Below are 24,570 nucleotides of genomic sequence, written 5' to 3'. Positions count from 1 at the left end.
TCATGTCGGAAGATGTTGATCACGAAGAAGAAAGTCTGTTTGACGCTCCGCCAATGGCAGAGCAAGAGCGTATGATCGAAGCCGTTCTTTTTGCTAGTGCGGAGCCTGTGACGCTCAAGGAGTTGGAAGCCCGCATGCCCCATGGCTGTGACGCGGCGGAGGCGATGGTCTTTGTGCGAAAGCGCTATGAGGGGCGCGGTGTGCAGGTGATGAAGATCGGCGATGCCTATGCGTTGCGGACGGCTGCTGACCTTGGCTATCTGATGCAAAAAGAAACGGTGGAAGTGCGTAAGCTCAGCCGTGCTGCCATCGAGACATTGGCCATCATCGCCTATCACCAACCCGTAACCCGTGCCGAGATCGAGGAGATCCGAGGTGTCTCCGTCTCGCGCGGCACAGTGGATCAGCTTTTGGAGCTTGAATGGATACGCTTTGGACGCCGCAAGATGACACCGGGGCGGCCTGTGACCTTTGTCGTGACCGAGGGCTTTCTAGACCACTTTGGCCTTGAGAACGCCCGTGATCTGCCGGGGCTCAAAGAGTTGCGCTCTGCTGGGCTTTTGGAGAACCGATCCCCGCTCGGGATGTTGCCACAAGTGGGCGATGGCGAGGACGAGCCAGAGAGCACCGAAGGGCAGAGCGAACTTTTCGAAGACTAATCCCCAGAATTGCCGCAATTGTCGCTATAGTGGCAACAAATGAAGTGAGGAGAGCAAGATGAACCAGATAATCAACATGGTCATGAAGATCGTTATGCGCAAAGTCCTGAACAAGGGGATTGATGCGGGTTTTAATAAGGCCTCGTCCATGCGCAATGGCCGCAAGGAGCAGCAGCCTCAAGGCGATATTGACGATTACGGTAATCCCGTCAAACGCGGCCCAACGCAGCAAGAAGTGCGTGCGGCACGCCGTGCCAGACGCGAACAGAATAAAGGTCAGGCATAAATCAAGGTGCTTTGAAGTGCTTTGACAGCTTCAATCCCTGGCCCTGATAATTGGAAGCAATTCCAGCACCATAGAGTTGAGTAGGGGCCTCCACCATCTTCTCATAGACCAGCCGCCCGACAATCTGCCCATGCTCCAGCACAAAAGGGGCCTCGTGGCAGCGCACTTCAAGCACGCCACGTGAGCCTGCACCACCTGCGGCGGAGTGGCCGAAACCGGGATCAAAGAAGCCTGCGTAATGCACGCGGAACTCGCCCACCATGGCCAGATAGGGGGCCATCTCAGCCGCAAAGTCTGGCGGAATGGTCACAGCCTCTCGGCTCACCAGAATATAGAATGCACCGGGGTCGAGGATGATCTGGCCATTGTCGCTGTGCACTTCTTCCCAGTAGTCAGCGGGAGCGTAGTGGTTGATGTTGTCGAGGTCGATAACCCCTGTATGCGGCTTGGCACGGTAGCCCACCAGCGTAGTATCCTTGAGCCGCAGATCAACGGAAAAGCCTAAGCCATCGCTTATCACCGCATCCCCGTTCACAAGCGGCGTCTCGGCATGGAGTGCGCGCAGTGCATCATCGTCCAGCGTCGCGTCACCGGTGCCGAAACGGATCTGATTGAGGCGCATACCTGGACGGACGAGAACGGAGAAGGAGCGGGGGCAAATCTCGGCATAGAGCGGACCGGTGTAGCCCGCACCGATGCGATCAAACTCCGTCCCGCCATCCGTAATGAGGCGCGTCAGCAGATCAAGCCGCCCTGTCGAGCTTTTTGCATTGGCCACGGCGCTGACTGTGTCGGGCAAGGCGAGGTGTTCCATCAGGGGGACGACATAAACCGCCCCTTTTTCCAGCACGGCACCGTTTGTCAGGTCCACGCGGTGCATCTCGAACTCGTCCAATCGGTCGGACACCTTTGCGCCGCGCCCCGCAAGGAAAGAGGCCCGCACGCGGTAGGCTACAGTGCCCAAGCGCAAATCAAGGCTGGCAGGTTGTATCTGGGCGGGATCAACGGCAGAGGCGGCGGAGATCACGCCCGCGGCAATCATCGCTTCAAGTTGTTGGTTGGGGATCACACCGGACATAAGATTTCCTCTCCGTAGACCATCCAAATGCCAAGACAGCCGCAATATGTGCAAAACGCCCGCACCCAAAAGGGATACGAGCGTTTTGTGTATGTCGTGGTCGGGCTAGCAGGACTCGAACCTGCGACCTTCCGTCCCCCAGACGGACGCGCTACCAGGCTGCGCCATAGCCCGAACATGGCGTGTTCATACCGTATCGGGAGGCCTGTGCAAGAGGCAATCGCACCCATTGGCACGAGGGTTTCAGGATTTTGGTACTGCACTGCCGGTACGTGCTGCCATGCGGTCGCGCAACGCACTCAACTGGGCGAGGAGCGGCCCAATCTTTTGCGCTGTTGCAGCATCCAGTTTGTGAATTTGGCTGACACGTGTGAGCGCGGCTGCGCTTGCGTGGATTTCCGCTTCTGGTGTGACGCTCGGCATGCCGATATCGCGTGCTTTCGGGGCAGAGGGCGTTTCTGCTACGGGCGCAGGGGCCTCGGTCGTTGTATTCTGCTCTGGCTCGGCCTCTGCCTCTTTCGGCGTTTCCACATCGGCGGGTTTGTTGCTCTCGTCAGCTGCAGCCGCGATTGGTGTGTCTTCGGCAGGTTTGCGCAGGAATGATGGCAGGGGGGAGGGCGTTTCCGCTGGTGGTGGCATATCCGGCTTTACGTCTGCCGTTTCTGCATCCGCAGTTTGGCTCGGTGCGGCCTCAACGGGCGCAGGCGCGGCTGGCGTTACCTCAACCGGCTCTGCTTCGGCTTCTTCGGATGGCTTTGTGGCTTCTTTCGCTGCTGCCGAAGTCTCTACGGGGGCATCAACAGCAGCTTCGTCCTCTACAACGTCTTTGGAAGTCGCCTCGCCATCAGCCGGATTGCTTGTTGCTGTCTGGGGCTCAACAGGTGAAACAACGGCAGGTTCGGCTGTCACGCCCTCATCCGATACAGGCGCTGCTTCGGTCTGGTCGGGCGTTATTTTAACTGTCGGCACATCAGTGGCTACTACAATAGCAGGTTCGATTTCAGATACTTCATCTGGCGCAGGTGCCTCAGTAGCTTCTTTATCAGGGGCGCCCTCTCGCGAACCGTCAGCCTGCGCAGGCGCTACCAATTGCTCGGCATTTTCCTGTTCTTCATTTTGCGCGGTCTCCTCAACGGGTGCAGTAGTCTGTGCCGGGTTATCAGCAGCTTTTGGAGTCGCAGGCTCAGCTTCAGGCATATCTGGGGCGGTACTCCCAGTTTCAGCTTCGGTAGGAGCATCATCCGGAACTTCAACGACCTCAATGGTATCTGCTTGTGGAGCTTCTTCCTGCTCAGGGCTGGCGGCTTCAGGCTCTCGCTCTGCCACAGGTTCTGCGCTGCGCTCATGATCTTTTGGTGCCTCGAAAGGCAGCACAACGGCTTCTTCCACGACTGGCTTTTGTTTTTGGACTGACGCCGTTGGAGCGGGTGCCTCAATATCGGCATCATCAAGTGGCATCGACATCGCAGCGACATGGCTCATGCCTTCTTCGCGCAAAATCTTTTGCACACCTTTGATGGTCAGGCCGTCGTCATGCAAAAGCTTGCGGATGCCGCCCAGCAGTTGCATATCAGCAGGTCTGTAATAGCGGCGGCCGCCCGCGCGTTTGATCGGCTTCACTTGCGTGAATTTGCTCTCCCAAAAGCGCAAAACATGCGCTTGGATACCAAGCCAGTCGGCAACTTCAGAGATGGTGCGGAACGCGTCAGGCGATTTTGGCATCAGTTCAGGACTTGTTGCCGTCCGCGACACGGTCCTTCATCAGGTGTGATGGACGAAACGTCAGGACTCGCCGCGGGTTGATCGGAACCTCTTCGCCTGTTTTTGGATTTCGGCCGATGCGAGCCGATTTCGAGCGGACGGAAAATGTGCCAAAAGAGGAAATTTTAACCTGTTCGCCCCGTACAAGGGCATCGGACATTTCTTCGAGCACAGTCTCGACCAATTGTGCGCTCTCGTTGCGAGACAGGCCCACCTCGCGAAACACTGCTTCGCTCAGATCCATCCGTGTAAGTGTATTCGTTGTCATAGTTTCCCCCGATATTTGCCAAGACTTTGGCTAGAAGTGTTGAACAAGTCAATCATTACGCTCTGCGATCCGCGTGAAACTGCTATCGCTACCAGCGCAGAACCACCGCGCCCCACGCCAAACCGCCGCCAATCGCCTCTGTCACGATCAGATCGCCCTGCTTGATCTGGCCACGTTCGACGCCGACCGACAGGGCCAGCGGGATTGACGCGGCAGAAGTGTTACCATGATCTTGAACGGTCACGACAACTTTATCCATGGGCAGACCAAGCTTTTTCGCGGTGCCTTGGATGATGCGGATGTTGGCCTGATGCGGAACGATCCAATCGACGTCCGCGCTCTCTACGCCAGCGGTAGCCATTGCAGTGGTTGCTGTTTGACTCAGCTTTTCAACGGCATGGCGGAAAACCTGATTGCCCTGCATCCGCAGGTAGCCTGTCGTGCCGGTCGAGGTGCCCCCGTCGACATAAAGCAGATCGCGTTGCGTGCCGTCGGAATTAAGATCGGTCGACAGGATTCCACGGTCATCAGTGGTGCCATTGCCTTCCTGTGCTTCGAGCAGGACAGCACCTGCGCCATCGCCAAACAAAACGCAGGTGCCGCGGTCGGTCCAGTCCATGATGCGGCTGAATGTCTCTGAGCCGATGACCATGACACGTTTGGCCTGACCCGACAGGATCAGCGCGTTGGCGTTGCTCAGCGCAAAGATAAATCCCGCACAAACTGCTTGAATATCAAAGGCAAAGCCCGATTTCATGCCCAATTGCGCCTGCACCATCGTTGCAGCAGAGGGGAATGTCAGATCAGCAGTCGAGGTCGCGACAATAACAGTGTCCAAATCATCCGGCGTGAGACCTGCCATATCAAGGGCGGCTTGCGCTGCGGCAGTGGCCATGCTGGAGGTTGTCTCCCCTTTACCGACAAAATGACGGCGCTCAATGCCTGAGCGTGCTCTGATCCATTCGTCGTTTGTGTCGAGCGTCGCCTCGAATTCTGCGTTCTCTACAACACGTTCGGGCAAATAATGGCCCACACCTTTTACAACTGCACGCAGGGTCATTGGGGGGCTGGCTCCTCACTTGGCAAAGCGGCGGCAACGCGGGCGGCCAGCTTGTCGTTGAATCCGTTCTCGGACAGCTGCGCTGCCAATTTTATTGCTGCTGATATGCCGGTCGCATCGGCTGAACCGTGTGATTTTACAACTGTGCCATTCAAGCCCAAAAATACGCCACCATTCACGCGGCGCGGATCAATTTTGAGGCGCAGGCGCATCAGGGACGTGTAGGCCAGTAGGGAGGCCAGACGCGATAGTATGGAATATTTGAACGCTTCGCGTAGACGTTGGCCAATTAGGCTTGCGGTACCTTCGCCAGTTTTAATGGCGACATTTCCGGTAAATCCGTCTGTAACGATGACATCGGCTTTGTTGCCTGAAATATCGCCGCCCTCGACGAATCCGACAAACTCGAATGCTGCTTCGGTGGAATGGTCGCGAATCAGGTCATAGGCTTCCTTAAGCTCGGTCCGGCCCTTATGCTCTTCGGTTCCGACATTCAGCAGACCAATGCGCGGACGTTCCACGTCCAAACCGTTACGGGCATAGGACATTCCCATTAGGGCAAACCGGAGCAGATCATCGGCATCCGCCTTTATGTCCGCACCCACGTCCAGCATGACGTTAAACCCCTGCTTGTTGGAGGAGGGGTAGAGGACGGCAATCGCAGGGCGGTTCACACCGGGCAGTTTGCGCAGGCGGATCATCGACAGGGCCATAAGCGCGCCTGTGTTGCCGCAAGATACGGCGACGGCAGCCTCGCCAGAGCGAACAGCCTCGATGGCGGACCACATAGAGGTGTCTTTTCCCGTGCGCACGACGTGACTGGGTTTGTCATCCATAGTCACGACACCCACAGCGTTGCGGATGGTGGTGCGGCTTTCCAACAGGGGGTGTTTGACCACCAGCGCACGCAACTCGGCCTCAGGACCGTGCAGAATAAAGGAAATGTCAGGATTTGCTTTGGCCGAAATAAGACAACCGGCAACCACAGCTGCCGGTCCTTGATCGCCCCCCATCGCATCGACCGAGATGAGGGTGCGGGCGTTCGCGGATGTGTGATCGGTCGGGGCCGTCATCTGGTGCGAATGCCTTTAGTTGTTACTGCTCGGCGCAGCTTACGCCGCGTCTTCGTCGAGATCAATCTCGTCGTTCTGCGCTACAACTTCTTTGTCAGCATAGTGGCCACATGCGGAGCAAACGTGGTGTGGGCGCTTAAGCTCACCGCAGTTTGTGCACTCGTTCGGGTTCGCTGCTGTCAGCGAATCGTGTGAGCGGCGGTTGTTGCGGCGTGATTTGGAGACTTTATTCTGCTGGACAGCCATATCAGGTGCCTTTGTATTCGGGGCCATGGTGCGCAGATCGGCTGCGTCGGGCCGTGTTTCATATCAACTCCCGTACGGGCGTGTCGTGCGTTTAGGCAAGTGCCGCTCGCTTGTCCAACGCTAATTCACGGGAGAGGCGCAAAATACTGCGAAATTCAGAGGGTGCAAGCGGGTTTCGGCGCGTTATTTATCCTTGTCACCACTGAGCTGGTCCTTGAGAGCGGCCAAACCGGCAAAAGGACGGGCCTGTTCGTCGGTCATCGGCTCTTTGCCCGGCTCGGTCACGCGGATGGTTGCAGACTCTGCTTCTGCCTTGCGGGGATATTCGGGCAGGGCGAGGGCCAGTTCTTCTTCCATCACCTCTGCGGGATCAATCCATGTGCCCAAAGGCTCCACACTATCATCCTCTGGCATTTCCGCTTCGGGTGCGTCGATGTCGGTATAGTCACGGATGAAGGTGCGCACGACGTCCGTATCAATGCGTGTCATCACAGGCTCAAGGGTCACCACACAAGCCTGCACAACTGTAGCGCCCAAGCGGCCTTTAAGCTGCCAGTCACGATCCCCCAACGGGCTGAGGTCCCCTTCAAAAGACAATTTGCGCAATCCGAGCAAGCCCATACCTTCGGCAATTTTGGCGAGGGTGGCGGCGTCTGGGCGCAGTGAAAAGGGGTTCGGGCTGGATTGTGACAGGTTCGCTACGCGTAAACTGCTGACTGTAGGAGGTGTGGGCGACATGTGTATGTGCTTTCAATTCTTGAACCATGGGGCGCATCTGGTATATGCGAGATAAAAGCCAGACAGGCTAAGAGCAAGGGGCAGTGCCATGGGTATCTTTATTAACACGAGCTTTGTGCGGCGTGTGCTGCTCGCCACAGTGTTGGCTGGCACGGTTTCGGCCTGTGCGCCCCAGTTCCAAAATCACGGCTATATTCCACCCGAAGACGAGCTGGAGCAGATTGTTGTCGGCGTCGATACACGCGCTTCTGTTGAAGAAACCATTGGGACGCCCTCTACGGCAGGTGTCGTGAACGAAAGCGGATTTTACTATGTGCGCAGTCGCAAGCGGACATTTGGCGCGCTGGCGCCCAAAGAGATCGAGCGCCGTGTGCTTGCCATAAGCTTTGACAGCGCAGGTGTGGTGAGCAACATCGAGACATTCGGACTTGAGCGCGGCCAAGTTGTGCCCCTTACGCGCCGTGTGACGACCTCGGGTGTTCGCGACAACAGTTTTATCCGCCAGCTTCTAGGCAACCTTGGCCGCTTCAACCCAGCTGGACTTGCGAGCTGATCCGGCGACAGCCTGCGCGCCGTGAGCCTCCGATGACCCCCTTGGCCAAAGGTATCTATAGAGTTGAGCCCGCCAATGGTGCGGCTGATATGAACGCTGTGTTTAATCTGCGCGATCTGTGTTTTGGTGCTGTGGGTGGCGTGCCTGATCGCTTTGATGTCAGTGCCACGCATGTCGTTGTCCGTAGTGCTACAGGGCATATTGTAGCGACATTCCGTATGGCGCAGTTTGTCGGAACGGATTTACAAGACAGCTACGCTGCCGATTTTTATGACCTTACGGCCTTACAGGCATTTAAGGGGCCGATGCTTGAACTTGGCCGCTTTTGCATCCACCCCGATCTCAATGATCCGGACATTCTGCGCATCGCCTGGGCGGCTCTTACGGCCTATGTGGACGCAAATGGCATAGAGATGTTGTTTGGCTGCTCTTCTTTCATGGGAACCGACCCTCAGATTTATATAGACGCTTTTGCCGTGCTCAAGGCGCGACATATGGGGCCGTCACAGTGGATGCCCCAAGTTAAGGCGGCGGAGGTCTACCGCTATAGTGCGATCCTGCGGCGCAAGCCTAATCTGGCAAAAGCGAATGCGGTTTTACCGCCATTATTACGGACTTATCTGGCGATGGGCGGTTGGGTTAGCGACCATGCCGTTGTGGACCGTGCGATGAATACGCTGCATGTGTTCACCGCGCTTGAGATCGGGGCCATTCCTGCCGCACGGAAAAGCCGCCTTCGTGCACTTGTCTGATTGACGAATTCGGCGCGGCACAGTAGGCGACACCCATGGCACGCGCACCCCTTCTCCAGCTCTCCGATATCGCCCTCACTTTTGGCGGTGATCCTGTATTTGAAAACCTTGGTCTGGTCATCCAGCAAGGTGACCGATTGGCATTGGTTGGGCGTAACGGCTCTGGCAAATCGACGCTGATGAAGGTCATGGCCGGACTGGTGGAGGCCGATAAGGGCGACATCACCGCAGGGCCGGGCGTCACCGTAGGATATATGGAGCAGGACCCTGATTTATCGGGGTTTGAGACGCTTGGCGACTTTGCCTCGCACGGCCTAGATCCGGGTGAATTGTATAAGGTCGAGCGCGCGGGCGAAGGTCTGAAATTCGATCCCGAGCGCCCTGTGGCAACCGCCTCTGGCGGAGAGCGGCGGCGGGCGGCGCTGGCGCGTCTGATGGCGCTCGAGCCTGAGTTGATGCTGCTCGACGAGCCGACAAACCACTTGGATATTGAAGCAATTGCATGGCTCGAAGAAGAACTGAAATCGACTCGCGCGGCATACCTGATTATCTCCCATGACCGTGCGTTTCTCAACGCGCTGACCCGTGCCACCCTTTGGATTGATCGCGGTGCTGTGCGCCGCCAAGAGATTGGTTTTCAAGGGTTTGAGGCATGGCGTGACCAAATCTGGGAAGAAGAGGACATGCAGCGCCACAAGCTCAACCGCAAGATCAAGTCTGAAGCGCGGTGGGCAGTTGAAGGCATTTCGGCGCGGCGCAAACGGAACCAAGGCCGCGTGCGTGCTTTGCAGGAATTGCGCGCTGAGCGGAGCAGCCAGATCACACGGCAGGGCACGGCCGCCATGGCGCTGGAGGCGGGGCCGAAATCCGGCCGTAAAGTGATGGAAGCCATTAACATCACTAAGGTTTATGGAAACAAGGTCATTCTGCATGACTTCTCGCTGACGGTGAACCGTGGGGACCGGATTGCCCTTGTGGGGCCGAACGGTGTGGGCAAGACAACGCTGCTGAATATGCTCATCGGTAAGGAGCAGCCCGACAGTGGTGAAGTGAAGATCGGGACCAATCTGGCGCTGGCTCTGTTCGATCAGGCGCGTGCGCAGTTGGACGGGGATATGACGCTTTGGGACAGCCTGACGGGTGATCCTGACATGCGCGTCTCGGGTAAGGCGGACCAGATTTTGGTGCGGGGAAACCCCAAGCATGTAGTTGGTTACCTAAAAGAATTCCTGTTCGACGAGGCGCAGGCGCGGGCGCCTGTGCGGTCTCTGTCAGGTGGTGAAAAGGCGCGGCTGCTGTTGGCGAAATTGATGGCGCGGGAGAGCAATCTTTTGGTGCTTGACGAGCCGACCAACGATTTGGACGTTGAAACCCTTGATTTGATGCAAGAATTGCTGGGCAGCTATGATGGCACAGTCATTCTGGTAAGCCACGACCGTGACTTTTTGGACCGTGTTGCGGCGACGACGATTGCGATGGAAGGTGACGGTAAAGCAACTGTATATGCAGGCGGCTGGACCGATTATCTGGCGCAGCGCGGGATGGAAGATTTTGCGGATAGTGTTGTGAAGTCAAAGACTTCTGGCGCGAAGCAAACTAAAGAAGCGAAGCCGCAAGCGGGCTTGAGCTTTACCGAGAAGCACCGCCTTGAAGCGCTGCCTGCGGAGATCGAGCGCATCGGTGCGGAGATTGCCAAGCTGGAAGAACTGCTGGGTGATCCGGCACTGTTTACAGAGCAGCCTGCGAAGTTCCAGAAGGCCAGTGACGCGCTTGTACAGCGGCACGAAAAGCTGAGCGATGCCGAGGAAGAATGGCTGATGCTGGAAGAGAAATCCAACAGCTGAAAATAGGGGGTGCCATCTGTGCACCCCGCGTACACCTGCTGTACACCCCCCTGACGCCCCCTTGATTTTGCAGCCTGGTGTTTGCATCGGGCGCGGGATAAAATTTTTTGAAAAATTTTGCACAGATTTTTTGAAAATTCTTGCGCGTTAGGCCAACGGGGTCCAGCGCAGCCATGTGCCGCCTGTGGGCAGCGTCTGCGCACCTGCGCGGCGTTTGAAGCGGTCGATTTGGGGCGTGGTTTCAGAGCCGAGGTCGAGGGTGGTCAGCCCGCGTGCGGCGAATGTGTTCATGGCTTCCCATAAAATCAGATTATGCGCGTGAAGGCTGCGGCCCTCATCGGTGGTGTGGCCGATGTGATAGGTGGCGCGGTTGCCGTGGGTGAGCATCAGCATGTGGGCGACGGGGTGACCGCGCAGGAGTGCTGTGAAGAGGTGGGTTTGATCGGGCGCCGCGATGGCGAATGCCGAAGTGAGTGCGGTTGGCCAATTTTGATAACGGCGGGCGCGGGATTGTTTGGCGTCGAGGATCAATAGGGGATGGTCTGGCGCTAGGGGGCGGTGGAGGATGCGCAGGGGGCTGCGCTCTGCCTGTCCGAGCTGGTGACGCCAGTTTTGGTGGAGGGCGGCGCGGCGGACCTCGCGGGGGGGGGTGAGGTCGATTGTGTAGAGCGCGCGGGGATTAGCTACGTTTATGGCGCGGGGTGTTTTGCAGGGATGTTCAGGCGAGAGGATCAGGGGACGGCGTTGGAGGCCGAGTGTTTTGAGTTGAGCGATCAGGTCAGGGGGCGGTGCTGCGCGGGGCAGCATCAGGACAGGTATACCCAAAATGCGGCGATTGAGCAGCATGTGGCCGGAAGGCAGCGTGATCGGGTCTTCCCCGCACAGGCGCAGAGCTGCGGCAAAGGCGCGGTCTTGCATCAGGGGGTGATTGGCGTGTGGGGGGCTTGCGTCAAACATTGCTCAAGTTTGCCCGCAGGATGGTTAAGGGGGGCTTAACCGTAGCCCCCTTTGATTTAGCTGAGTTGGATGAGCGCGTGACGTTTTTTGCCTGCGGAGAGTTTGATGGGTGTGGCAAGCACGCTCGCGTCGATCATCATACCTGCATCCGTGAGCGGCTCGTCGTTGATTTTAGCACCACTCTCGGAGATCAGGCGCTTGGCCTCTTTTCCCGATCCTGCGAGACCTGATTTCACGATGAGTTGCACGATGGAGATGCCATCGCCGATCTCGTCGCTCGTGAGGGTTAGGGTGGGCAGGTCGTCACCAACGCCGCCTTTCTCGAAGACTTCGCGTGCTGTTGCTTCTGCCGCTGCTGCTGCATCTGCGCCGTGGAGCAGGCCCGTGACTTCATTGGCAAGCTTGATCTTGGCCTCGTTGATCTCGGACCCTTCCAGCGCGCCGAGGCGGTCACATTCATCGACGGGCAGCTCTGTGTAGAGCTTGAGGAAGCGGCCCACGTCGGCGTCGGTGGTGTTGCGCCAGAACTGCCAGAACTCATAGGGCGAGAGCATGTCGGGGTTGAGCCAGATGGCACCTGATTGAGATTTTCCCATCTTCTTTCCGTCTGAGGTGGTGAGAAGGGGCGAGGTTAGGCCGTAGACTTCGCCATCAATCACGCGGCGGGTGAGGTCGATGCCGTTGACGATATTGCCCCATTGATCCGAGCCGCCCATTTGCAAAACGCAGCCGTAGCGGCGGTGCAGCTCCATAAAGTCGTAAGCTTGGAGAATCATGTAGTTGAATTCAAGGAACGACAAGGATTGTTCGCGGTCGAGGCGTGATTTCACACTTTCAAACGCCAGCATGCGGTTGATGGAGAAATGGCGGCCGATGTCGCGCAGGAAGTCGAGGTAGTTGAGACCGTCGAGCCATTCGGCGTTGTTAATCATCATCGCGACATTATCTTGCCCTACCGCTACGCTACTTGAGGGCACGTGGCCCTCGTCATAGCTGAGGTAGGCGCTGAACACTTGGCGGATGCCTGCGATGTTGTCGTCGATCTGCTCTGGCGTGAGCAGGGGACGTTCATCTGCGCGGAAAGAGGGGTCGCCCACTTTTGTGGTGCCGCCACCCATCAGGGTGATCGGCTTGCCACCTGTCTTTTGCAACCAGCGGAGCATCATAATCTGGATCAGCGAGCCTACGTGCAGGGATTTGGCTGTGGCATCGAAACCGATGTAGCCTGGCATGCCACCCTTGAGCAGTGCCTCATCGAGGCCCTGATAGTCGGTGCAATCGGCAAGGAAGCCCCGCTCCATCATCACACGTACGAAATCTGATTTGGGATGGTATGTCATGGCGCTTGCCCTCGGCTTGAATTGCAGGGCATCTATAGGGGTGCTGCGTCCAAAGGAAAAGACACTATGAGTAAAGCCATTGCAAAGACGGGTGTGGTGCGTGCGGCTGGTGCGATGTCGGGGACGTCATTGGACGGGGTTGATGTTGCGGTGCTGGAGACGGACGGACGCGACATTTTTGGTTTTGGGCGCTCGGCGTTTCGGGAGTATTCGGGGCAGGAGCGCAAGGGGGTCGCGGCGGGTTTCGGGCTTTGGTCTGGTGCGGCTGTGGAGGCGGCGGCGGGTGTGATTGAAGCGGCACATCTCGAGATTCTGCGGGATTTTACGGATGTGGATATGATCGGGTTTCACGGCCAGACGCTTGCCCATGCGCCGCGGATGCAAGGCACGTTGCAGGTGGGCAATGGTGCAATGCTGGCGCAAGAGCTGGGTGTTCCTGTGGTTTGGGATTTTCGCAGTGCGGATGTGGAGTTGGGCGGTGAGGGCGCGCCGCTGGCGCCGTTTTTCCATCATGCTTGTGCGCGATATATCGGGGTGACCGAGCCTGTGGCGTTTTTGAATTTGGGCGGAGTTGGGAATTTGACTTGGGTTGATCCGAGCATCCCCGAGCCGCATCATGAGGGGGCGCTGCTGGCATTTGACACCGGACCTGCCAATGCGCCTGTGAATGATTTGATGCAGGAGCGGTTGGGGCTGGCTTATGACCGCGACGGTGCTGTTGCGCAGGGCGGCACGGTGGAAGTGGGGGCATTGGAGCTGTTTTTGGCGGAGCCGTATTTTGCGCGCATGCCGCCGAAGTCGCTGGACCGAAATGATTTTGCCGAGATGGTGGCGCTTGTGCGGGAGTTGTCGAACAGCGATGCATCGGCGACCCTCACGGCGATGTGTGCGGCGGGGGTGGCTGAGGCGATGCAGCATTGTCCAACGCCACCGAGCCGCGTTTTGGTGACGGGAGGTGGGCGGCGCAATCCCGTTCTGATGCAGATGCTTGAGGTGTCGCTTGACTGTCCTGTGGTGCCTGTTGAAGAAGTGGGTCTGGACGGCGATATGTTGGAGGCGCAGGCCTTTGCCTATCTTGCTGTGCGCGTGGCGCGGGGAATGCCGACGAGCTGCGCGGGGACGACTGGTGTGCGCGCGGCTGTGGGCGGCGGGACGGTAAGCGTGCCGTGATCTAAAGGTCTGTGTACGTTATTCAATTGTCCATGCAGGCATATCAACGCCGTCCCAGCAGCTCTTATCGGAGACAATCTGAAATTTGGGTGCTGCCCAACCGCGGCGATGCAGTCGCAGGCAAATGGGATCACCGTAAGCAAGCAGGGGGGCGGTTCCGTCTTCTGTGATGTTAAACGCTTTGTCGCCTCTGATTTCCGACGTGGTTAGCTCAAAGGCGGCGATCCATCGGTTTGGCCCTTCATTGGGAATACCTTGCTGCAATCCAATGACGTTCGCAGGGACCAGTTCCACGCTGTTGGTGGCGCGTTCGATCAGGGCGAGAGTGGCGAGGAGGGCTGCGCCTGCGAGGGCGATGGTGCGTTTGCGGCTCATGGCTATCTCCCGTGTTGCTGCTTTGCCCTACAGGGCAGCCTCAAAAAACACCAGATGCGGTAGCACGTCTGCGGGGATGTTCTGGTAAGGGCCGCGCTGGGAAAAGCCCATAGCAGTGTAGAGGGCGCGTGCTGGGATGAGGGTGACCGAGGTATCCAGCAGGATGCGGGTGAAGCCGTCAGTGCGGGCCTGCTCCATGCAGGCCGTGACCAGTTTGCGAGCGATGCCATGGCCGCGTGCATGGGGCGCGACGTAGAGGCGCTTGATCTCGGCGGAATGCGCGTCCAGCGCGTGGGTCATGGCGCAGCCAACGGGTTGATTGTCAAGCGTTGCCAGCAGGATGATGCCTTTGGGGCGGGCATGTTCTGTCGCAATCGTGTCCATCAGTGCGGTGTACTTGGGAACGGGATAAAATGTCTCGGTGATCTGTGCGTCGATGGGGCTGGCGGCGTTCAGATGCGTGCGATAGTCCCAGCACAACTGGCGGACAGCGGCGAGGTCGTCAGGCGTTGTGGCGGGGCGGATGAGGGTCATTTGCGCAGCGCTTTAAGCATGTCGGGCGGGATCGGGCAGGTGAGCGATATTTCTTTGACGCGGTCATTAATAAAATTGCGCTCTGGGGTGCGGCGGTTGTACCAGAATTCGCGCTGTGTGGCGTTCACGCTTACGTAAAGCCAATCGCCGCGCATGGCGGGTTTGCGCATGGCACTGCCGCTGTTAATCGGGCTGAGCCAGATATGATCGCGATACAGGTCATAGAGGGTTGCCGTGTCGATATCAAAGCGCAGGGTGTCGTCGGGCAGGCTGCGGGCGAAGGCGTCGCCCTGTTGTCCGCGCCACAGGAAGATGCGGGTGTCGAGCTGGGCGGCCCAGCTTTGCAATGTGTGGCCCTCGAGGAATTGCCCCTCTTTGCCACGGCCTGCCAATAGCGGACGCTGGTGGTTGAGGCGTACCGTGTGGCGCTTTATCTTGAACTCAACAGGATTGGCGCGAAGCAGGATAGTGGACGGATCAAGGCCAGCCTTTTTCGCAAGCATGGAAGGCGGCATCAAGCCAAGTGCATTGATGCCGCCAGCGTTTGAAGCGGGGGTGAAGTGGGTGAGCGTATCACCCACAACCCAGCAGAATTGAGCGCGGTCCACCGTTACTTGAGGATGCTGCGGCCAGCGTATTGCGCGCTCTCGCCCAGTGCTTCTTCGATGCGGATCAGCTGGTTGTATTTCGCCAGTCTGTCGGAGCGCGCCAGCGAGCCTGTTTTGATCTGACCGCAGTTGGTCGCGACGGCGAGGTCGGCAATAGTGGCATCCTCAGTCTCACCAGAGCGGTGGGACATGACATTGGTGAACCCTGCGCGGTGGGCCATATCGACCGCTTGAAGAGTCTCGGTCAAGGTGCCGATCTGATTGACTTTTACCAGCATGGAGTTGGCGGCGCGGCGTTTGATGCCTTCGGCCAGACGTGCGGGGTTGGTGACGAAGAGATCGTCGCCGACAAGCTGTACCTGATTGCCGATTGTCTCGTTCAGGGCGATCCAGCCGTCCCAGTCATCTTCGTGCATGCCGTCTTCGATGCTGATGATGGGGTAATCGTTTACCAGCGATTGCAGGTAGTCGACGTTTTCCGCTGACGTCAGCGTTCTGCCTTCGCCATCAAGGACATATTTGCCGTCCTTATAGTATTCGGAGGCGGCACAATCGAGGGCGAGGTACATCTCCTCACCGGGTTTGTAACCTGCTTTTTCAATCGATTTCATAATGAAATCAAGTGCGTCACGGGTGGAGCCGATGTTGGGGGCAAAGCCGCCCTCGTCGCCGACACCTGTTGCGAGGCCAGCGGCGGAAAGCTCGCCTTTGAGGGTGTGGAAGACTTCGGCACCCATGCGAATTGCGTCGCGGATGTTTTCCGCAGCGACAGGCATAATCATGAATTCCTGAATGTCGATCGGGTTGTCCGCATGCTCACCGCCGTTGATGATGTTCATCATGGGCACGGGCAGGACGCGTGCGGAGGTGCCGCCGACGTAGCGGTAGAGCGGCTGCGTGCAGAAGTCTGCGGCGGCTTTTGCAGAGGCGAGGGATACGCCGAGGATCGCGTTTGCGCCGAGGCGGGATTTGTTGTGTGTGCCGTCCAGCTCAATCATAGCCTCATCAAGGTCGACCTGCTCCGTCACGTCCATGCCGACGAGTGCTTCAGCGATTTCCCCGTTTACGGCGGCGCAGGCCTCTAGAACGCCCTTGCCGAAGTAGCGGCTTTTGTCGCCATCACGCTTTTCTACCGCTTCATGTGCGCCTGTGGAGGCACCGGAGGGAACGGCGGCGCGGCCCATTGTGCCGTCCTCTAAGATCACATCGACCTCGACGGTGGGATTGCCGCGGCTGTCGAGAATTTCGCGGGCGTGGATGTCGATGATGGTGCTCATGGCGCTTATCCTTCAGGATTTCGGTTGATTTGTGCCCGTCATATAGCCGCTGCTCAGGGTTTTAAAGGTGCGGCGATGGGTTTGATGCGGTGTTTGCGCTCACGCAACACTGTGTAGATGCCGGAAGCCACAATAACGATGGCGCCAATTATGGTGAGGAGGTCAGGCCGCTCCCCGAAAAAGCTCACGCCGATGATCATGGCAAAGATCAGGCGGGAATAGCGGAAGGGCGTGACGAAGCTGACTTCGCCCACACGCATGGCGGCGACGATACCGTAATAGGCGAAGACGCCGATTGCGATGGAGGCGATGATCAGAAGCCAGAGGTGCGTGTCCATCGCCGTAACGGATTGGCCTGTAATGACCAGCATAACGAAACCCGCAGGGATCAGGACAAGAAAACCGAGAAAGCTCAGCTGCATCGAGGAAAGCGATTTGGAGATTTTGCGGGTGGAGATGTCGCGCAGGGCAAGGCCGAAAACGCCGCCGACTGCGAAGAGCGAGAGTGGCGAGAAGCCGTCAAGGCCCGGACGGATGATCATTAGAACGCCGATAAAGCCCACAATGATTGCGGCCCAGCGGCGCCAGCCAACAGCCTCGCCAAGGAAGAGTGCAGCACCGAGTGTCACGACCAGAGGCGTTGCCTGCAAGATGGCGGAGGCGGTGGACAGAGGGGTGTAGACGATGGCAGAGATAAAGCACATGGTGCCGATGATCTCGCCCATGGCGCGGGTGAGGACGGGGGCGGCGAGCATGTCACGCTCGAACAATGCGCGCTTTTGAGCCAGCACCACAACGGCAAAGACGGCCGAGCCGCCAATCCCTAGCATCACAAGGATCTGGCCCACGGGCAAGGCATCGCCCATCATTTTGATAAACGCATCCTCGATCGCGAAACCGAGCATGGACAGCACCATAATGGTCGCGCCGCGCAGATTGTCCATGTGATCGTCCCTTTTCGTTCGTTAACTTGTGATGCGCTTTTGAAGAAGCGGGTACAAGGGGGCGCGGGCATCAGCGCGGAGCGTCGGGATGCTGTTTCAGGTCGCGATCCGGTGCGACATAGTTTTGCCCCAGTGTATCGGTAGCTATGACCCCCTGATAAACGCAACTGCATTGGCTTGGATCATCCATGATTTATTTTGCACGTATCGCCTCATTGATCGGGTGCGCCGTGATGGTCATAGGGATCGCAACCATTGCGGTTATGGCGCTTCTTGAAGCCAAGGGGTGGATACCTGCCCATCTGCAAGAACAATGGGTGCTGGTCATGTCTGGCACGGGTCTTGGGGCTGTTGTTCTCATGATCGGGCAAACCTGTGGAAACGATCTGTTCAAGGTGCGGGGAAAGGACAGTATCTTTGCGCTGCGGAACAGACCCGGTGATCGCAATAGTTTTGGCGGGCTGCATGCTGGTGGGGGGTCTGGCGGGGATGGTGGGTGTTCCGATTGAAGGCCAGGACAGGCCGAAGGCTGCCGGGGTTCTTGGGTGACGCTTAGGAGGGCCTCCGATGATGACATCATCCGGTTCTTGGGCGGAGCCGTTTCGATCTGCGCATTGGATAGACTTCTTTTGGCTGTGTTTGCCAGACCCGTTGACATATCGGCCCTCAGGCCTCATGTGATCCTTAGGGCGTGCCTTCTGCCGCGTGAGCAGGCGGCGGTTTATCCGCATACGCAAGGCACCCCCTTTGTTCCCAAGATCACGCGTGGGGCAGACGCAACCGGACGCATGCGGGCATTTGGCCTGTTTGCGCGATCTGCTGTTGCGCACCCTGACGACAAGCGCACGGGGCATCCCCGTTTGCGCGGAATATGAGATATATATGAGCGATTTCGATATGATGGACCTGCCAAAGGCGCTGGTAAAGCGTTTGGAAGCGATGGGCCTGAAAGACCCGACACCCATTCAAAAACAAGCGATCCCCCATGGCCTGAATGGCCGTGATGTGATGGGTCTGGCCCAGACAGGGACGGGCAAGACGGCGGCCTTTGGCATTCCGTTGATTGCACAGATGTTGCAGATGGAGGGGCGTCCGAACCCTAAAACTGTGCGCGGCCTTGTGCTGGCACCCACCCGCGAGCTTGCCACGCAGATCAGCGTAAACTTGCGTGCTTTCTCCGAAGGCACAGCGATTAAGGTCGCGATGGTTGTGGGCGGTCAGAACATCAATACCCAGATCAAGCGCCTGCATGGCGGCATTGATATTCTGGTGGCGACACCGGGCCGACTGCTCGACCTGATGGACCGCCGTGCGGTGCGTCTGGACGAGGCGAAGTTTCTGGTGCTGGATGAAGCTGACCAGATGCTCGACATGGGCTTTATCCATGACTTGCGCAAGATTTCGCAAGTGATCCCAAAGACGCGGCAGACGTTCCTGTTTTCGGCCACCATGCCAAAGCTGATGAACGAGATTGCCAACAGTTATTTGCAGAGCCCGATCCGCATTGAAGTGTCCCCTCCAGGGAAGGCTGCGGATAAGGTGACACAAGAGGTGCACTTTATCGCGAAGGCGGAGAAGAAAGCGCTACTGGTTGAGTTGCTGGAGAAGCACAAGGATGAGCGCGCACTGGTGTTTGGTCGTACCAAGCATGGTTGTGAGAAGCTGATGAAGGATTTGGTGAAAGCCGGCTTTGATGCGGCGTCTATTCACGGCAACAAATCACAGGGTCAGCGCGACCGTGCAATCGAAGCCTTCAAAAAGGGTGATATTACCGTTCTGGTGGCGACCGATGTTGCTGCGCGTGGTTTGGACATTCCAGACGTTAAGCACGTCTATAACTATGAGTTGCCGAACGTGCCTGACAACTATGTGCACCGCATTGGTCGTACTGCGCGTGCGGGCAAAGATGGTGCTGCGATTGCATTCTGTGCACCTGACGAGATGGGCGAATTGATCGACATCCAAAAAGTCATGGGCATCCGTATTCCCGTAGCCTCTGGTCGTGTGTGGGAAAGCCATGAAGTTCCCGCCAAGCCAAAGCAGCAGGGGCGCGGTGGTCGCGGTCGTAGTGGCGGCGGCGGTGGTCGTCCACAGGGCGGCGGTGGCGGTGGCGGTGCAGCCAAGCCTGCGGGCGGTGGTGCTGGCAAGCCTGGCGGCGGTGCGCGCAGACGGCGCAGTGGCGGCGGTGGCGGTAAGCCTGCTGGCGCGTAACGTGCCAAAGTAAAATAGGAAAAGGCGCCCCGAGAGAAGCGCCTTTTTTACGTTTCAGACCTTTTTGGTCTTAGGTGTAGAGCGATGGCACGCCGAGCTGGGCGTGGATTTCGTTCACCTGTGCGGGCTGCATGCCGTAGGCTGTTGCCAGTTTGTGCAGGTATTGCGCCTCGTCCTGGGTGTCGAGATCGATGCCCATCACGCTCATGGCATAGACCTGCTGGCCCAGACCGTCGGGCGTGTTTGCCACAAGATTTTCGATATCGACGGGCGCTTGCATCTGCGCTTGGACGAAGGCTGCTTCTTCGGCGTCTACATCACCGAGTTGGCCGAGCAGCTTTTCTTTTTCCGTGTCATCGAATGTGCCGTCGGATTTGGCCGCTTGGATCATCGCGGCGAGCATGAGCGCTGCGGCGGCTTCTTGATCTTGGGACGGCTGGATCGCAGGCTCCGGTGTCTCGTCGAATTGGGAGTTCAGGACCGCGCCAAAGCTCTGATCGTTTTGGGCTGGGGCATTGCCCATGGCGCTGGTCAGGCCGCCCAAGAGGCCGCCGGCACCAGCCGCACTTGCCAGACCGCCGAGCATACCGCCCGCGCCGCCGCCGCCAGCCAGACCGCCCAAGAGGCCGCCAAGGCCGCCCTGAGCGCTGGCGCCGCCAGTTTGTGCGCCGCCACCGAGGCTTTCGAGTAGGCCACCCAAGCCGCCGCTGCCTGTTGAACCACCCGCAGCACCGCCGCCGAGTAGACCGCCGAGCATCCCTTGAAGACCGCCGCCGCCTTGCGCGCCTGCGCCGCCTGTCAGACCACCCAACAGACCGCCGAGGCCGCCTGCTTGTGACGTGCCGCCACTGCCGCCCTTCATCATCGCGTTGGCACCTTTTGCAACTGCAACGCCGATAGCCACTTTGGCCAATGTTTTCATAAGGCTCATGCGTGAGCTCCCCCTGATTTGATTCAATTATGCCGTATCATGGCATATTCGAGCGGGGTGTAACGGGGGAAAAAGAGGGGTTTGGTGTGCATTGACATCTGTGGCGGCTAAGGCGTTGGTGAGATTATGGAAAGAAAATCGACTGTTGATGCCTTTGGGGCGGTGGCGCTGACCGCGTTTGCGCTGCATTTGGCGTTTAACCAAGTGGTGATCAAAGTGACGGCGGGCGGGTTTAGCCCTGTTTTTGCGGCTGGGTTACGCTCTGCTGGGGCGATATTTGTATTGCTGTTATGGATGTATTTGCGCGGTGTTTCGTTTCGGATGCCGCGTGCGGCGTGGCCGTGGGCTGTCGTGTCCGGACTTCTTTTTGCGTTTGAGTTCATGTGTTTGTATAATGCACTTGATGTGTCTACGGTCAGTCGGTCCTCGGTTATATTTTATTCGATGCCTTTGTGGCTGGCGCTGGCGAGCGTGGTCTTTTTGCCCGACGAGAGGCTGACGCGGCGCAAGGTCGTGGGGTTGGCGCTGGCTTTTGGTGGCGTTGTTGTGGCACTCGCGGAGCGGGGTGGCGGGCAGATCAGTTGGACGGGTGATATTCTGGCGCTGTGCTCGGCTTTGTCTTGGGCGGGGATCGTGTTGGTTGTGCGGGTAACACCGCTGGCGCATGTGCCGCCTGAACAGCAACTTATCAGCCAAGTGATGATTTCTGCGCCGATTTTGTTGCTGCTGGCACCGCTGTTCGGGCCGATGCTGCGGGAGGTGGAGGCCATTCACCTCTGGGGGATGGCGTTCCAAATTATCGGCGTGGCGAGCCTTGGGTTTTTGGCGTGGTTTTGGCTGATGAAGCGGTATCCTGCCAATTCGGTGGCGTCCTTCAGCTTTATCTCGCCTGTGGCTTCGGTGCTGTTGGGTTGGGTGCTGCTGGGCGAGGAGATTGCGCCGTCGATTTGGATCGCACTGGTGCTGGTGGCGGCGGGTATTACGCTGATCAACCGCAAGCCCAAGGCGGCTTAGGTTCCGCAGAAAGTGGCGGGAACGATTTCCGATTGGGTCGGGGGATTTGCGAGATCTGGATCGGTGAGGGTGTAGGGTTTCTTGTAGGCTGTCATGAGGCGGTTGAAGGGCTCCATGTCACCCGCAATCGCCGCTTGGATCATCTGCTCGATCCGGTGGTTGCGCGGGATCACGGCGGGGTTTGTGGTGTTCATGAGGTCTTGGACGTTTGGCAGATAGGCGATGCGCTCGGCGTGTTTCGTGGCCCATGCGTCAAAGGCGTTACGGTCGGTGAACTGGTCGCGGGCGTCCGGTCCGCTTAGGGCACGGAAGGTGTTGGTGAAATCAGCACCGTCAGTTTGCATCAGGTCGAGCAGCTTTTGGATGAGCTCGGTGTCCTTGGACGTGGGCGCGGCGATGCCGATTTTCGCGGCGAAGCGCTGTAGCCACGCGGTCTCGATCTGGTCGGGCATGGCGTGGATGATGGCGGTGGCTTCCTCCAGTGCGGAGTCTTTGTCCTCGAAGAGTTGCAGGAGGGCGGTGGCAAGTTGCGCCATGTTCCAGATCGCGATGTTGGGTTGATTGCCGTAGGCGTAGCGGCCTTGCTGGTCAATGCTGGAGAAGACGCGGCCCATGTTGAAATCATCCATAAAGGCGCAAGGGCCGTAGTCGATGGTTTCGCCGCCGATGGCGCAGTTGTCTGTGTTCATGACGCCGTGGACAAAGCCGATGGACATCCATTGAGCGATGAGATTGGCTTGGGCGGTGCAGACTGCGCGGAGCAGGTCCATGGGGCCTGTGGCCTCGGGGTAGTGGCGTTTGATCGCGTAATTGGTGAGAGTGCGCAGCTCGTCTACTTGGCCACGGTGGGCAAAGACTTGGAAGGTACCGACGCGCAGGTGGCTTGAGGCGGTGCGGGTAAGGATTGCGCCGGGCAGCATGCCTTGTTCGCGCAGGATATCCTCGCCAGTGCTGACGGCGGCCAAGGCACGGGTGGTGGGAACACCAAGGGCGTACATTGCTTCGGAGACCACATATTCGCGTAAGACTGGGCCAAGCCATGCACGGCCATCACCCCCTCGGGAATAGGGCGTGCGGCCTGAACCTTTTAGTTGAATATCGTGTCGTACGCCGTTGGTATCTATGACTTCTCCGAGCAGAATTGCGCGGCCATCGCCCAATTGGGGATTGAAGTTGCCGAATTGGTGGCCTGCATAGAGTTGGGCGAGAGGATCGGCGTTCTGGGGTAGGAAATTACCGCTGAATATCTGTGCCAGCTCGGCGTCATCCGCTTTGGAAATGCCAAGCAATTTCGCTAGATCGTCATTGAATGCTAATAGCTTGGGCGCTTTTACGGATGTCGGCGGCACGCGGGTGTAGAACGCGTCGGGCAGCGCGGCAAAGCTATTGTCGAAGGGGAGTTCCATCGTGCGCATCCTCAGAGGTGTTTGGTCATGAACATATAGTTCTCGTTGAGGATAAATCCTGCGCGACGATAGAGTTTGAGGGCGGAGGCGTTTGTGCGGTCGACCTCAAGGTGGATGGTGCGCAGGCCTGCGCCAGAGAGCGCTTTTGGTAGGGCCACCAGTGCCTCGGAGGCGATGCCGCGTCCACGGACGCCGGGGCGGATGTAGAGCTCGTCTATATTACCGTCGAGGCCGCCGTATTCCACGGACCATGTAAGCGTAATGACCATGTAGCCGATAGGCGCACGGGGTGGCCCGATGAGGTAGACGCAGCCATATGGAATGTCGCCCAAAAGTGGCGCCAGCCCTGCGCGGCGGCTTTCCTCGGTGGACGTCATGTCGGCCTCGGTGTGGAAGGCCTCTACCAGCGATAGAAGTTTATCGAGGTGGTCGGGGCCAGCGAGGGTGAGGGCAGCGCTCATAGGCGGGCCAGCCGTTCGGTCAGTAGAGTGAAAAATCCATCGGCGTCGATATCGCCCATGAATGTCGCATTGGGTGCGCGGTCGGTGACACCCCACCAGTCGGCGACGGTCATGCCCATGGTCAGTTCTGATTGTGTCTCGATCTCGACGTTGATGTGGCGGCCTGTGAACAAATCAGGCTGGATCATATAGGCGGTCACGCAGGGATCATGGAGCGGCGCCCCTGCGGAGCCGTATTTCTCTTTGTCGAAACGCTCGAAAAAATCTGTCATCTCGGCGACGCCGATACCAGCGGCGGTGCCGAGCGCGCGGAAAGCATCATTACGAGGGCGTGTGACGAGGGCTTTGTGAGTTACATCAAGGGGCATGACCACGATGGGAACGCCGCATTTTAACACGATATCAGCAGCTTCTGGGTCGACGTAAATGTTGAATTCGGCGGTGGGGGTGATGTTGCCCCCCTCGAAATAGCCACCGCCCATCAGCACGATCTTGGCGATGCGGCTGGCGATGTCCGGCGCTTTTTCCAGCGCTGTGGCGATGTTGGTGAGCGGTCCAAGGGGACAAAGCGTAATGGTGCCGGGGGCAAATGTGCGCAACTGGTCAATGATGAAGTCAACGGCGTGACCTTTGGCCATAGGCATTGTCGGATCGGGGAGCGTGGGGCCGTCGAGCCCTGTTTTGCCGTGCACATGTTCTGCGGTGACCAGATCGCGGCCCAAGGGACGGTCGCACCCTGCATAGACGGGCATGTCGGGACGCCCTGCCAGTTCACAGACGATGCGGGCGTTTTTGGTGGTCAGCGGGAGCGGCACGTTGCCTGCTACGCAAGTGATGCCCAGCACGTCGACATCTTCAGGGCTGGCCAGCGCCAAAAGGATCGCCACGGCATCATCCTGACCGGGATCTGTATCAATGATAATCTTGCGTGGGGGCATGGGTTTGTTCCTGTCAGCGCGGTTTCGCGCACACTCGCAATCTGTGGCCCTCTTGTCCAGCGGTCAGCAGTGCTTGCGCAGGGGCG

The 24,570-nt window shown here is 58.3% G+C and carries 27 protein-coding genes and 1 tRNA gene; 9 read left to right on the top strand and 19 right to left on the bottom strand.

Annotated features, from left to right (window positions below; genetic code table 11):
• Positions 1–2 precede the first annotated feature (2 nt).
• Both scpB and Q0775_RS00490 read left to right on the top strand, forming a co-directional pair.
• Positions 3–659 (top strand): SMC-Scp complex subunit ScpB, encoded by a 657-nt coding sequence (gene scpB / locus Q0775_RS00495; protein ID WP_298857081.1) that lies wholly within the window; start codon positions 3–5, stop codon positions 657–659.
• 58 nt (positions 660–717) lie between these two features.
• Positions 718–945: a hypothetical protein gene (locus tag Q0775_RS00490; protein WP_298857079.1), complete on the top strand. Its 228-nt coding sequence runs from the start codon at positions 718–720 to the stop codon at positions 943–945.
• A gap of 1 nt (position 946) precedes the next feature.
• Here Q0775_RS00490 and Q0775_RS00485 read toward each other — a convergent pair whose 3' ends face one another.
• From Q0775_RS00485 to Q0775_RS00450, 8 genes are all read right to left on the bottom strand, one after another.
• Positions 947–2,023: a 2'-deoxycytidine 5'-triphosphate deaminase gene (locus Q0775_RS00485; RefSeq protein ID WP_298857077.1), complete on the bottom strand. Its 1,077-nt coding sequence runs from the start codon at positions 2,021–2,023 to the stop codon at positions 947–949.
• Between the two features lie 97 nt (positions 2,024–2,120).
• Positions 2,121–2,197: transfer RNA gene (locus Q0775_RS00480), tRNA-Pro, on the bottom strand.
• Between the two features lie 69 nt (positions 2,198–2,266).
• Complete coding sequence (locus Q0775_RS00475; RefSeq protein WP_298857074.1) at positions 2,267–3,775, bottom strand: MerR family transcriptional regulator; 1,509 nt, start codon at positions 3,773–3,775, stop codon at positions 2,267–2,269.
• On the bottom strand, positions 3,750–4,052 hold the full coding sequence (gene ihfA / locus Q0775_RS00470; RefSeq protein WP_298857072.1) for an integration host factor subunit alpha: 303 nt from the start codon (positions 4,050–4,052) through the stop codon (positions 3,750–3,752). Before ihfA ends, Q0775_RS00475 begins: the two co-directional genes overlap by 26 nt.
• 88 nt (positions 4,053–4,140) lie before the next feature.
• A complete protein-coding gene (locus Q0775_RS00465; RefSeq protein ID WP_298857070.1) occupies positions 4,141–5,112 on the bottom strand; it encodes a beta-ketoacyl-ACP synthase III in 972 nt (323 codons plus the stop codon).
• Positions 5,109–6,185 carry a phosphate acyltransferase PlsX gene (plsX, locus tag Q0775_RS00460; protein ID WP_298857068.1) on the bottom strand — a complete coding sequence of 359 codons (1,077 nt, stop codon included), beginning with the start codon at positions 6,183–6,185 and terminating at the stop codon, positions 5,109–5,111. Before plsX ends, Q0775_RS00465 begins: the two co-directional genes overlap by 4 nt.
• Before the next feature lie 39 nt (positions 6,186–6,224).
• Positions 6,225–6,431: a 50S ribosomal protein L32 gene (gene rpmF / locus Q0775_RS00455; RefSeq protein ID WP_025062498.1), complete on the bottom strand. Its 207-nt coding sequence runs from the start codon at positions 6,429–6,431 to the stop codon at positions 6,225–6,227.
• A 183-nt stretch (positions 6,432–6,614) separates the two neighbouring features.
• Positions 6,615–7,169 carry a DUF177 domain-containing protein gene (locus tag Q0775_RS00450; RefSeq protein ID WP_298857064.1) on the bottom strand — a complete coding sequence of 185 codons (555 nt, stop codon included), beginning with the start codon at positions 7,167–7,169 and terminating at the stop codon, positions 6,615–6,617.
• 88 nt (positions 7,170–7,257) lie between these two features.
• Here Q0775_RS00450 and Q0775_RS00445 point away from each other — a divergent pair, with 88 nt between their 5' ends.
• The 3 genes from Q0775_RS00445 to Q0775_RS00435 all read left to right on the top strand — a co-directional run bounded on the left by Q0775_RS00445 (position 7,258) and on the right by Q0775_RS00435 (position 10,318).
• Positions 7,258–7,722 (top strand): outer membrane protein assembly factor BamE, encoded by a 465-nt coding sequence (locus Q0775_RS00445; RefSeq protein ID WP_298857063.1) that lies wholly within the window; start codon positions 7,258–7,260, stop codon positions 7,720–7,722.
• Between the two features lie 89 nt (positions 7,723–7,811).
• Positions 7,812–8,474, top strand: a complete 663-nt coding sequence (locus Q0775_RS00440; RefSeq protein WP_298859886.1) for a GNAT family N-acyltransferase — start codon at positions 7,812–7,814, stop codon at positions 8,472–8,474.
• A gap of 35 nt (positions 8,475–8,509) precedes the next feature.
• Positions 8,510–10,318, top strand: a complete 1,809-nt coding sequence (locus Q0775_RS00435) for an ATP-binding cassette domain-containing protein (protein ID WP_298857062.1) — start codon at positions 8,510–8,512, stop codon at positions 10,316–10,318.
• A gap of 147 nt (positions 10,319–10,465) precedes the next feature.
• Here Q0775_RS00435 and Q0775_RS00430 read toward each other — a convergent pair whose 3' ends face one another.
• Positions 10,466–11,275: a GNAT family N-acetyltransferase gene (locus tag Q0775_RS00430; RefSeq protein WP_298857061.1), complete on the bottom strand. Its 810-nt coding sequence runs from the start codon at positions 11,273–11,275 to the stop codon at positions 10,466–10,468.
• 56 nt (positions 11,276–11,331) lie between these two features.
• Positions 11,332–12,615, bottom strand: coding sequence for a tyrosine--tRNA ligase (gene tyrS / locus Q0775_RS00425; protein WP_298857060.1), 1,284 nt, complete (start codon positions 12,613–12,615; stop codon positions 11,332–11,334).
• A 66-nt stretch (positions 12,616–12,681) separates the two neighbouring features.
• Between tyrS and Q0775_RS00420 the strand changes: the two genes are divergently transcribed.
• Positions 12,682–13,785 (top strand): anhydro-N-acetylmuramic acid kinase, encoded by a 1,104-nt coding sequence (locus Q0775_RS00420; RefSeq protein WP_298857059.1) that lies wholly within the window; start codon positions 12,682–12,684, stop codon positions 13,783–13,785.
• A gap of 18 nt (positions 13,786–13,803) precedes the next feature.
• Here Q0775_RS00420 and Q0775_RS00415 read toward each other — a convergent pair whose 3' ends face one another.
• Genes Q0775_RS00415 through Q0775_RS00395 form a run of 5 tightly spaced genes read right to left on the bottom strand, consistent with a single transcriptional unit; the run spans position 13,804 to position 17,523 of the window.
• A complete protein-coding gene (locus Q0775_RS00415; RefSeq protein WP_298857058.1) occupies positions 13,804–14,160 on the bottom strand; it encodes a hypothetical protein in 357 nt (118 codons plus the stop codon).
• A gap of 27 nt (positions 14,161–14,187) precedes the next feature.
• Complete coding sequence (locus Q0775_RS00410) at positions 14,188–14,694, bottom strand: GNAT family N-acetyltransferase (protein WP_298857057.1); 507 nt, start codon at positions 14,692–14,694, stop codon at positions 14,188–14,190.
• Positions 14,691–15,275 carry a hypothetical protein gene (locus tag Q0775_RS00405; protein ID WP_298857056.1) on the bottom strand — a complete coding sequence of 195 codons (585 nt, stop codon included), beginning with the start codon at positions 15,273–15,275 and terminating at the stop codon, positions 14,691–14,693. Before Q0775_RS00405 ends, Q0775_RS00410 begins: the two co-directional genes overlap by 4 nt.
• Before the next feature lie 29 nt (positions 15,276–15,304).
• On the bottom strand, positions 15,305–16,579 hold the full coding sequence (gene eno, locus Q0775_RS00400; RefSeq protein ID WP_298857055.1) for a phosphopyruvate hydratase: 1,275 nt from the start codon (positions 16,577–16,579) through the stop codon (positions 15,305–15,307).
• Between the two features lie 53 nt (positions 16,580–16,632).
• Positions 16,633–17,523, bottom strand: a complete 891-nt coding sequence (locus Q0775_RS00395) for a DMT family transporter (RefSeq protein WP_298857054.1) — start codon at positions 17,521–17,523, stop codon at positions 16,633–16,635.
• 188 nt (positions 17,524–17,711) lie between these two features.
• Between Q0775_RS00395 and Q0775_RS00390 the strand changes: the two genes are divergently transcribed.
• Positions 17,712–18,032: a hypothetical protein gene (locus Q0775_RS00390; protein WP_298857053.1), complete on the top strand. Its 321-nt coding sequence runs from the start codon at positions 17,712–17,714 to the stop codon at positions 18,030–18,032.
• Between the two features lie 373 nt (positions 18,033–18,405).
• Positions 18,406–19,734: a DEAD/DEAH box helicase gene (locus tag Q0775_RS00385; RefSeq protein ID WP_298857052.1), complete on the top strand. Its 1,329-nt coding sequence runs from the start codon at positions 18,406–18,408 to the stop codon at positions 19,732–19,734.
• Positions 19,735–19,804: 70 nt separating this feature from the next.
• Here Q0775_RS00385 and Q0775_RS00380 read toward each other — a convergent pair whose 3' ends face one another.
• The gene (locus tag Q0775_RS00380) at positions 19,805–20,665 is read right to left on the bottom strand and encodes a tellurite resistance TerB family protein (protein WP_298857051.1); all 861 of its coding nucleotides are present in this window, start codon (positions 20,663–20,665) and stop codon (positions 19,805–19,807) included.
• A 126-nt stretch (positions 20,666–20,791) separates the two neighbouring features.
• Here Q0775_RS00380 and Q0775_RS00375 point away from each other — a divergent pair, with 126 nt between their 5' ends.
• Complete coding sequence (locus tag Q0775_RS00375; RefSeq protein WP_298857049.1) at positions 20,792–21,679, top strand: DMT family transporter; 888 nt, start codon at positions 20,792–20,794, stop codon at positions 21,677–21,679.
• On the opposite strand, the gene Q0775_RS00370 is transcribed toward Q0775_RS00375, so the two are convergent.
• From Q0775_RS00370 to Q0775_RS00360, 3 genes are read right to left on the bottom strand one after another with little or no spacing between them, the layout of a single operon-like run.
• Positions 21,676–23,085: a protein adenylyltransferase SelO gene (locus Q0775_RS00370; protein WP_298857047.1), complete on the bottom strand. Its 1,410-nt coding sequence runs from the start codon at positions 23,083–23,085 to the stop codon at positions 21,676–21,678. The two genes, Q0775_RS00375 and Q0775_RS00370, sit on opposite strands and share 4 nt — an antisense overlap.
• Before the next feature lie 11 nt (positions 23,086–23,096).
• Positions 23,097–23,546, bottom strand: coding sequence for an N-acetyltransferase (locus Q0775_RS00365; protein ID WP_298857045.1), 450 nt, complete (start codon positions 23,544–23,546; stop codon positions 23,097–23,099).
• The gene (locus Q0775_RS00360) at positions 23,543–24,484 is read right to left on the bottom strand and encodes a nucleoside hydrolase (protein ID WP_298857043.1); all 942 of its coding nucleotides are present in this window, start codon (positions 24,482–24,484) and stop codon (positions 23,543–23,545) included. Before Q0775_RS00360 ends, Q0775_RS00365 begins: the two co-directional genes overlap by 4 nt.
• Positions 24,485–24,570 lie beyond the last annotated feature (86 nt).

It is taken from the genome of uncultured Sulfitobacter sp., from assembly GCF_947499945.1.
Taxonomy (GTDB): domain Bacteria; phylum Pseudomonadota; class Alphaproteobacteria; order Rhodobacterales; family Rhodobacteraceae; genus Sulfitobacter.
Note: the sequence above shows the minus strand (reverse complement) of the source record. Positions and strands in the feature narration are given on the sequence as shown.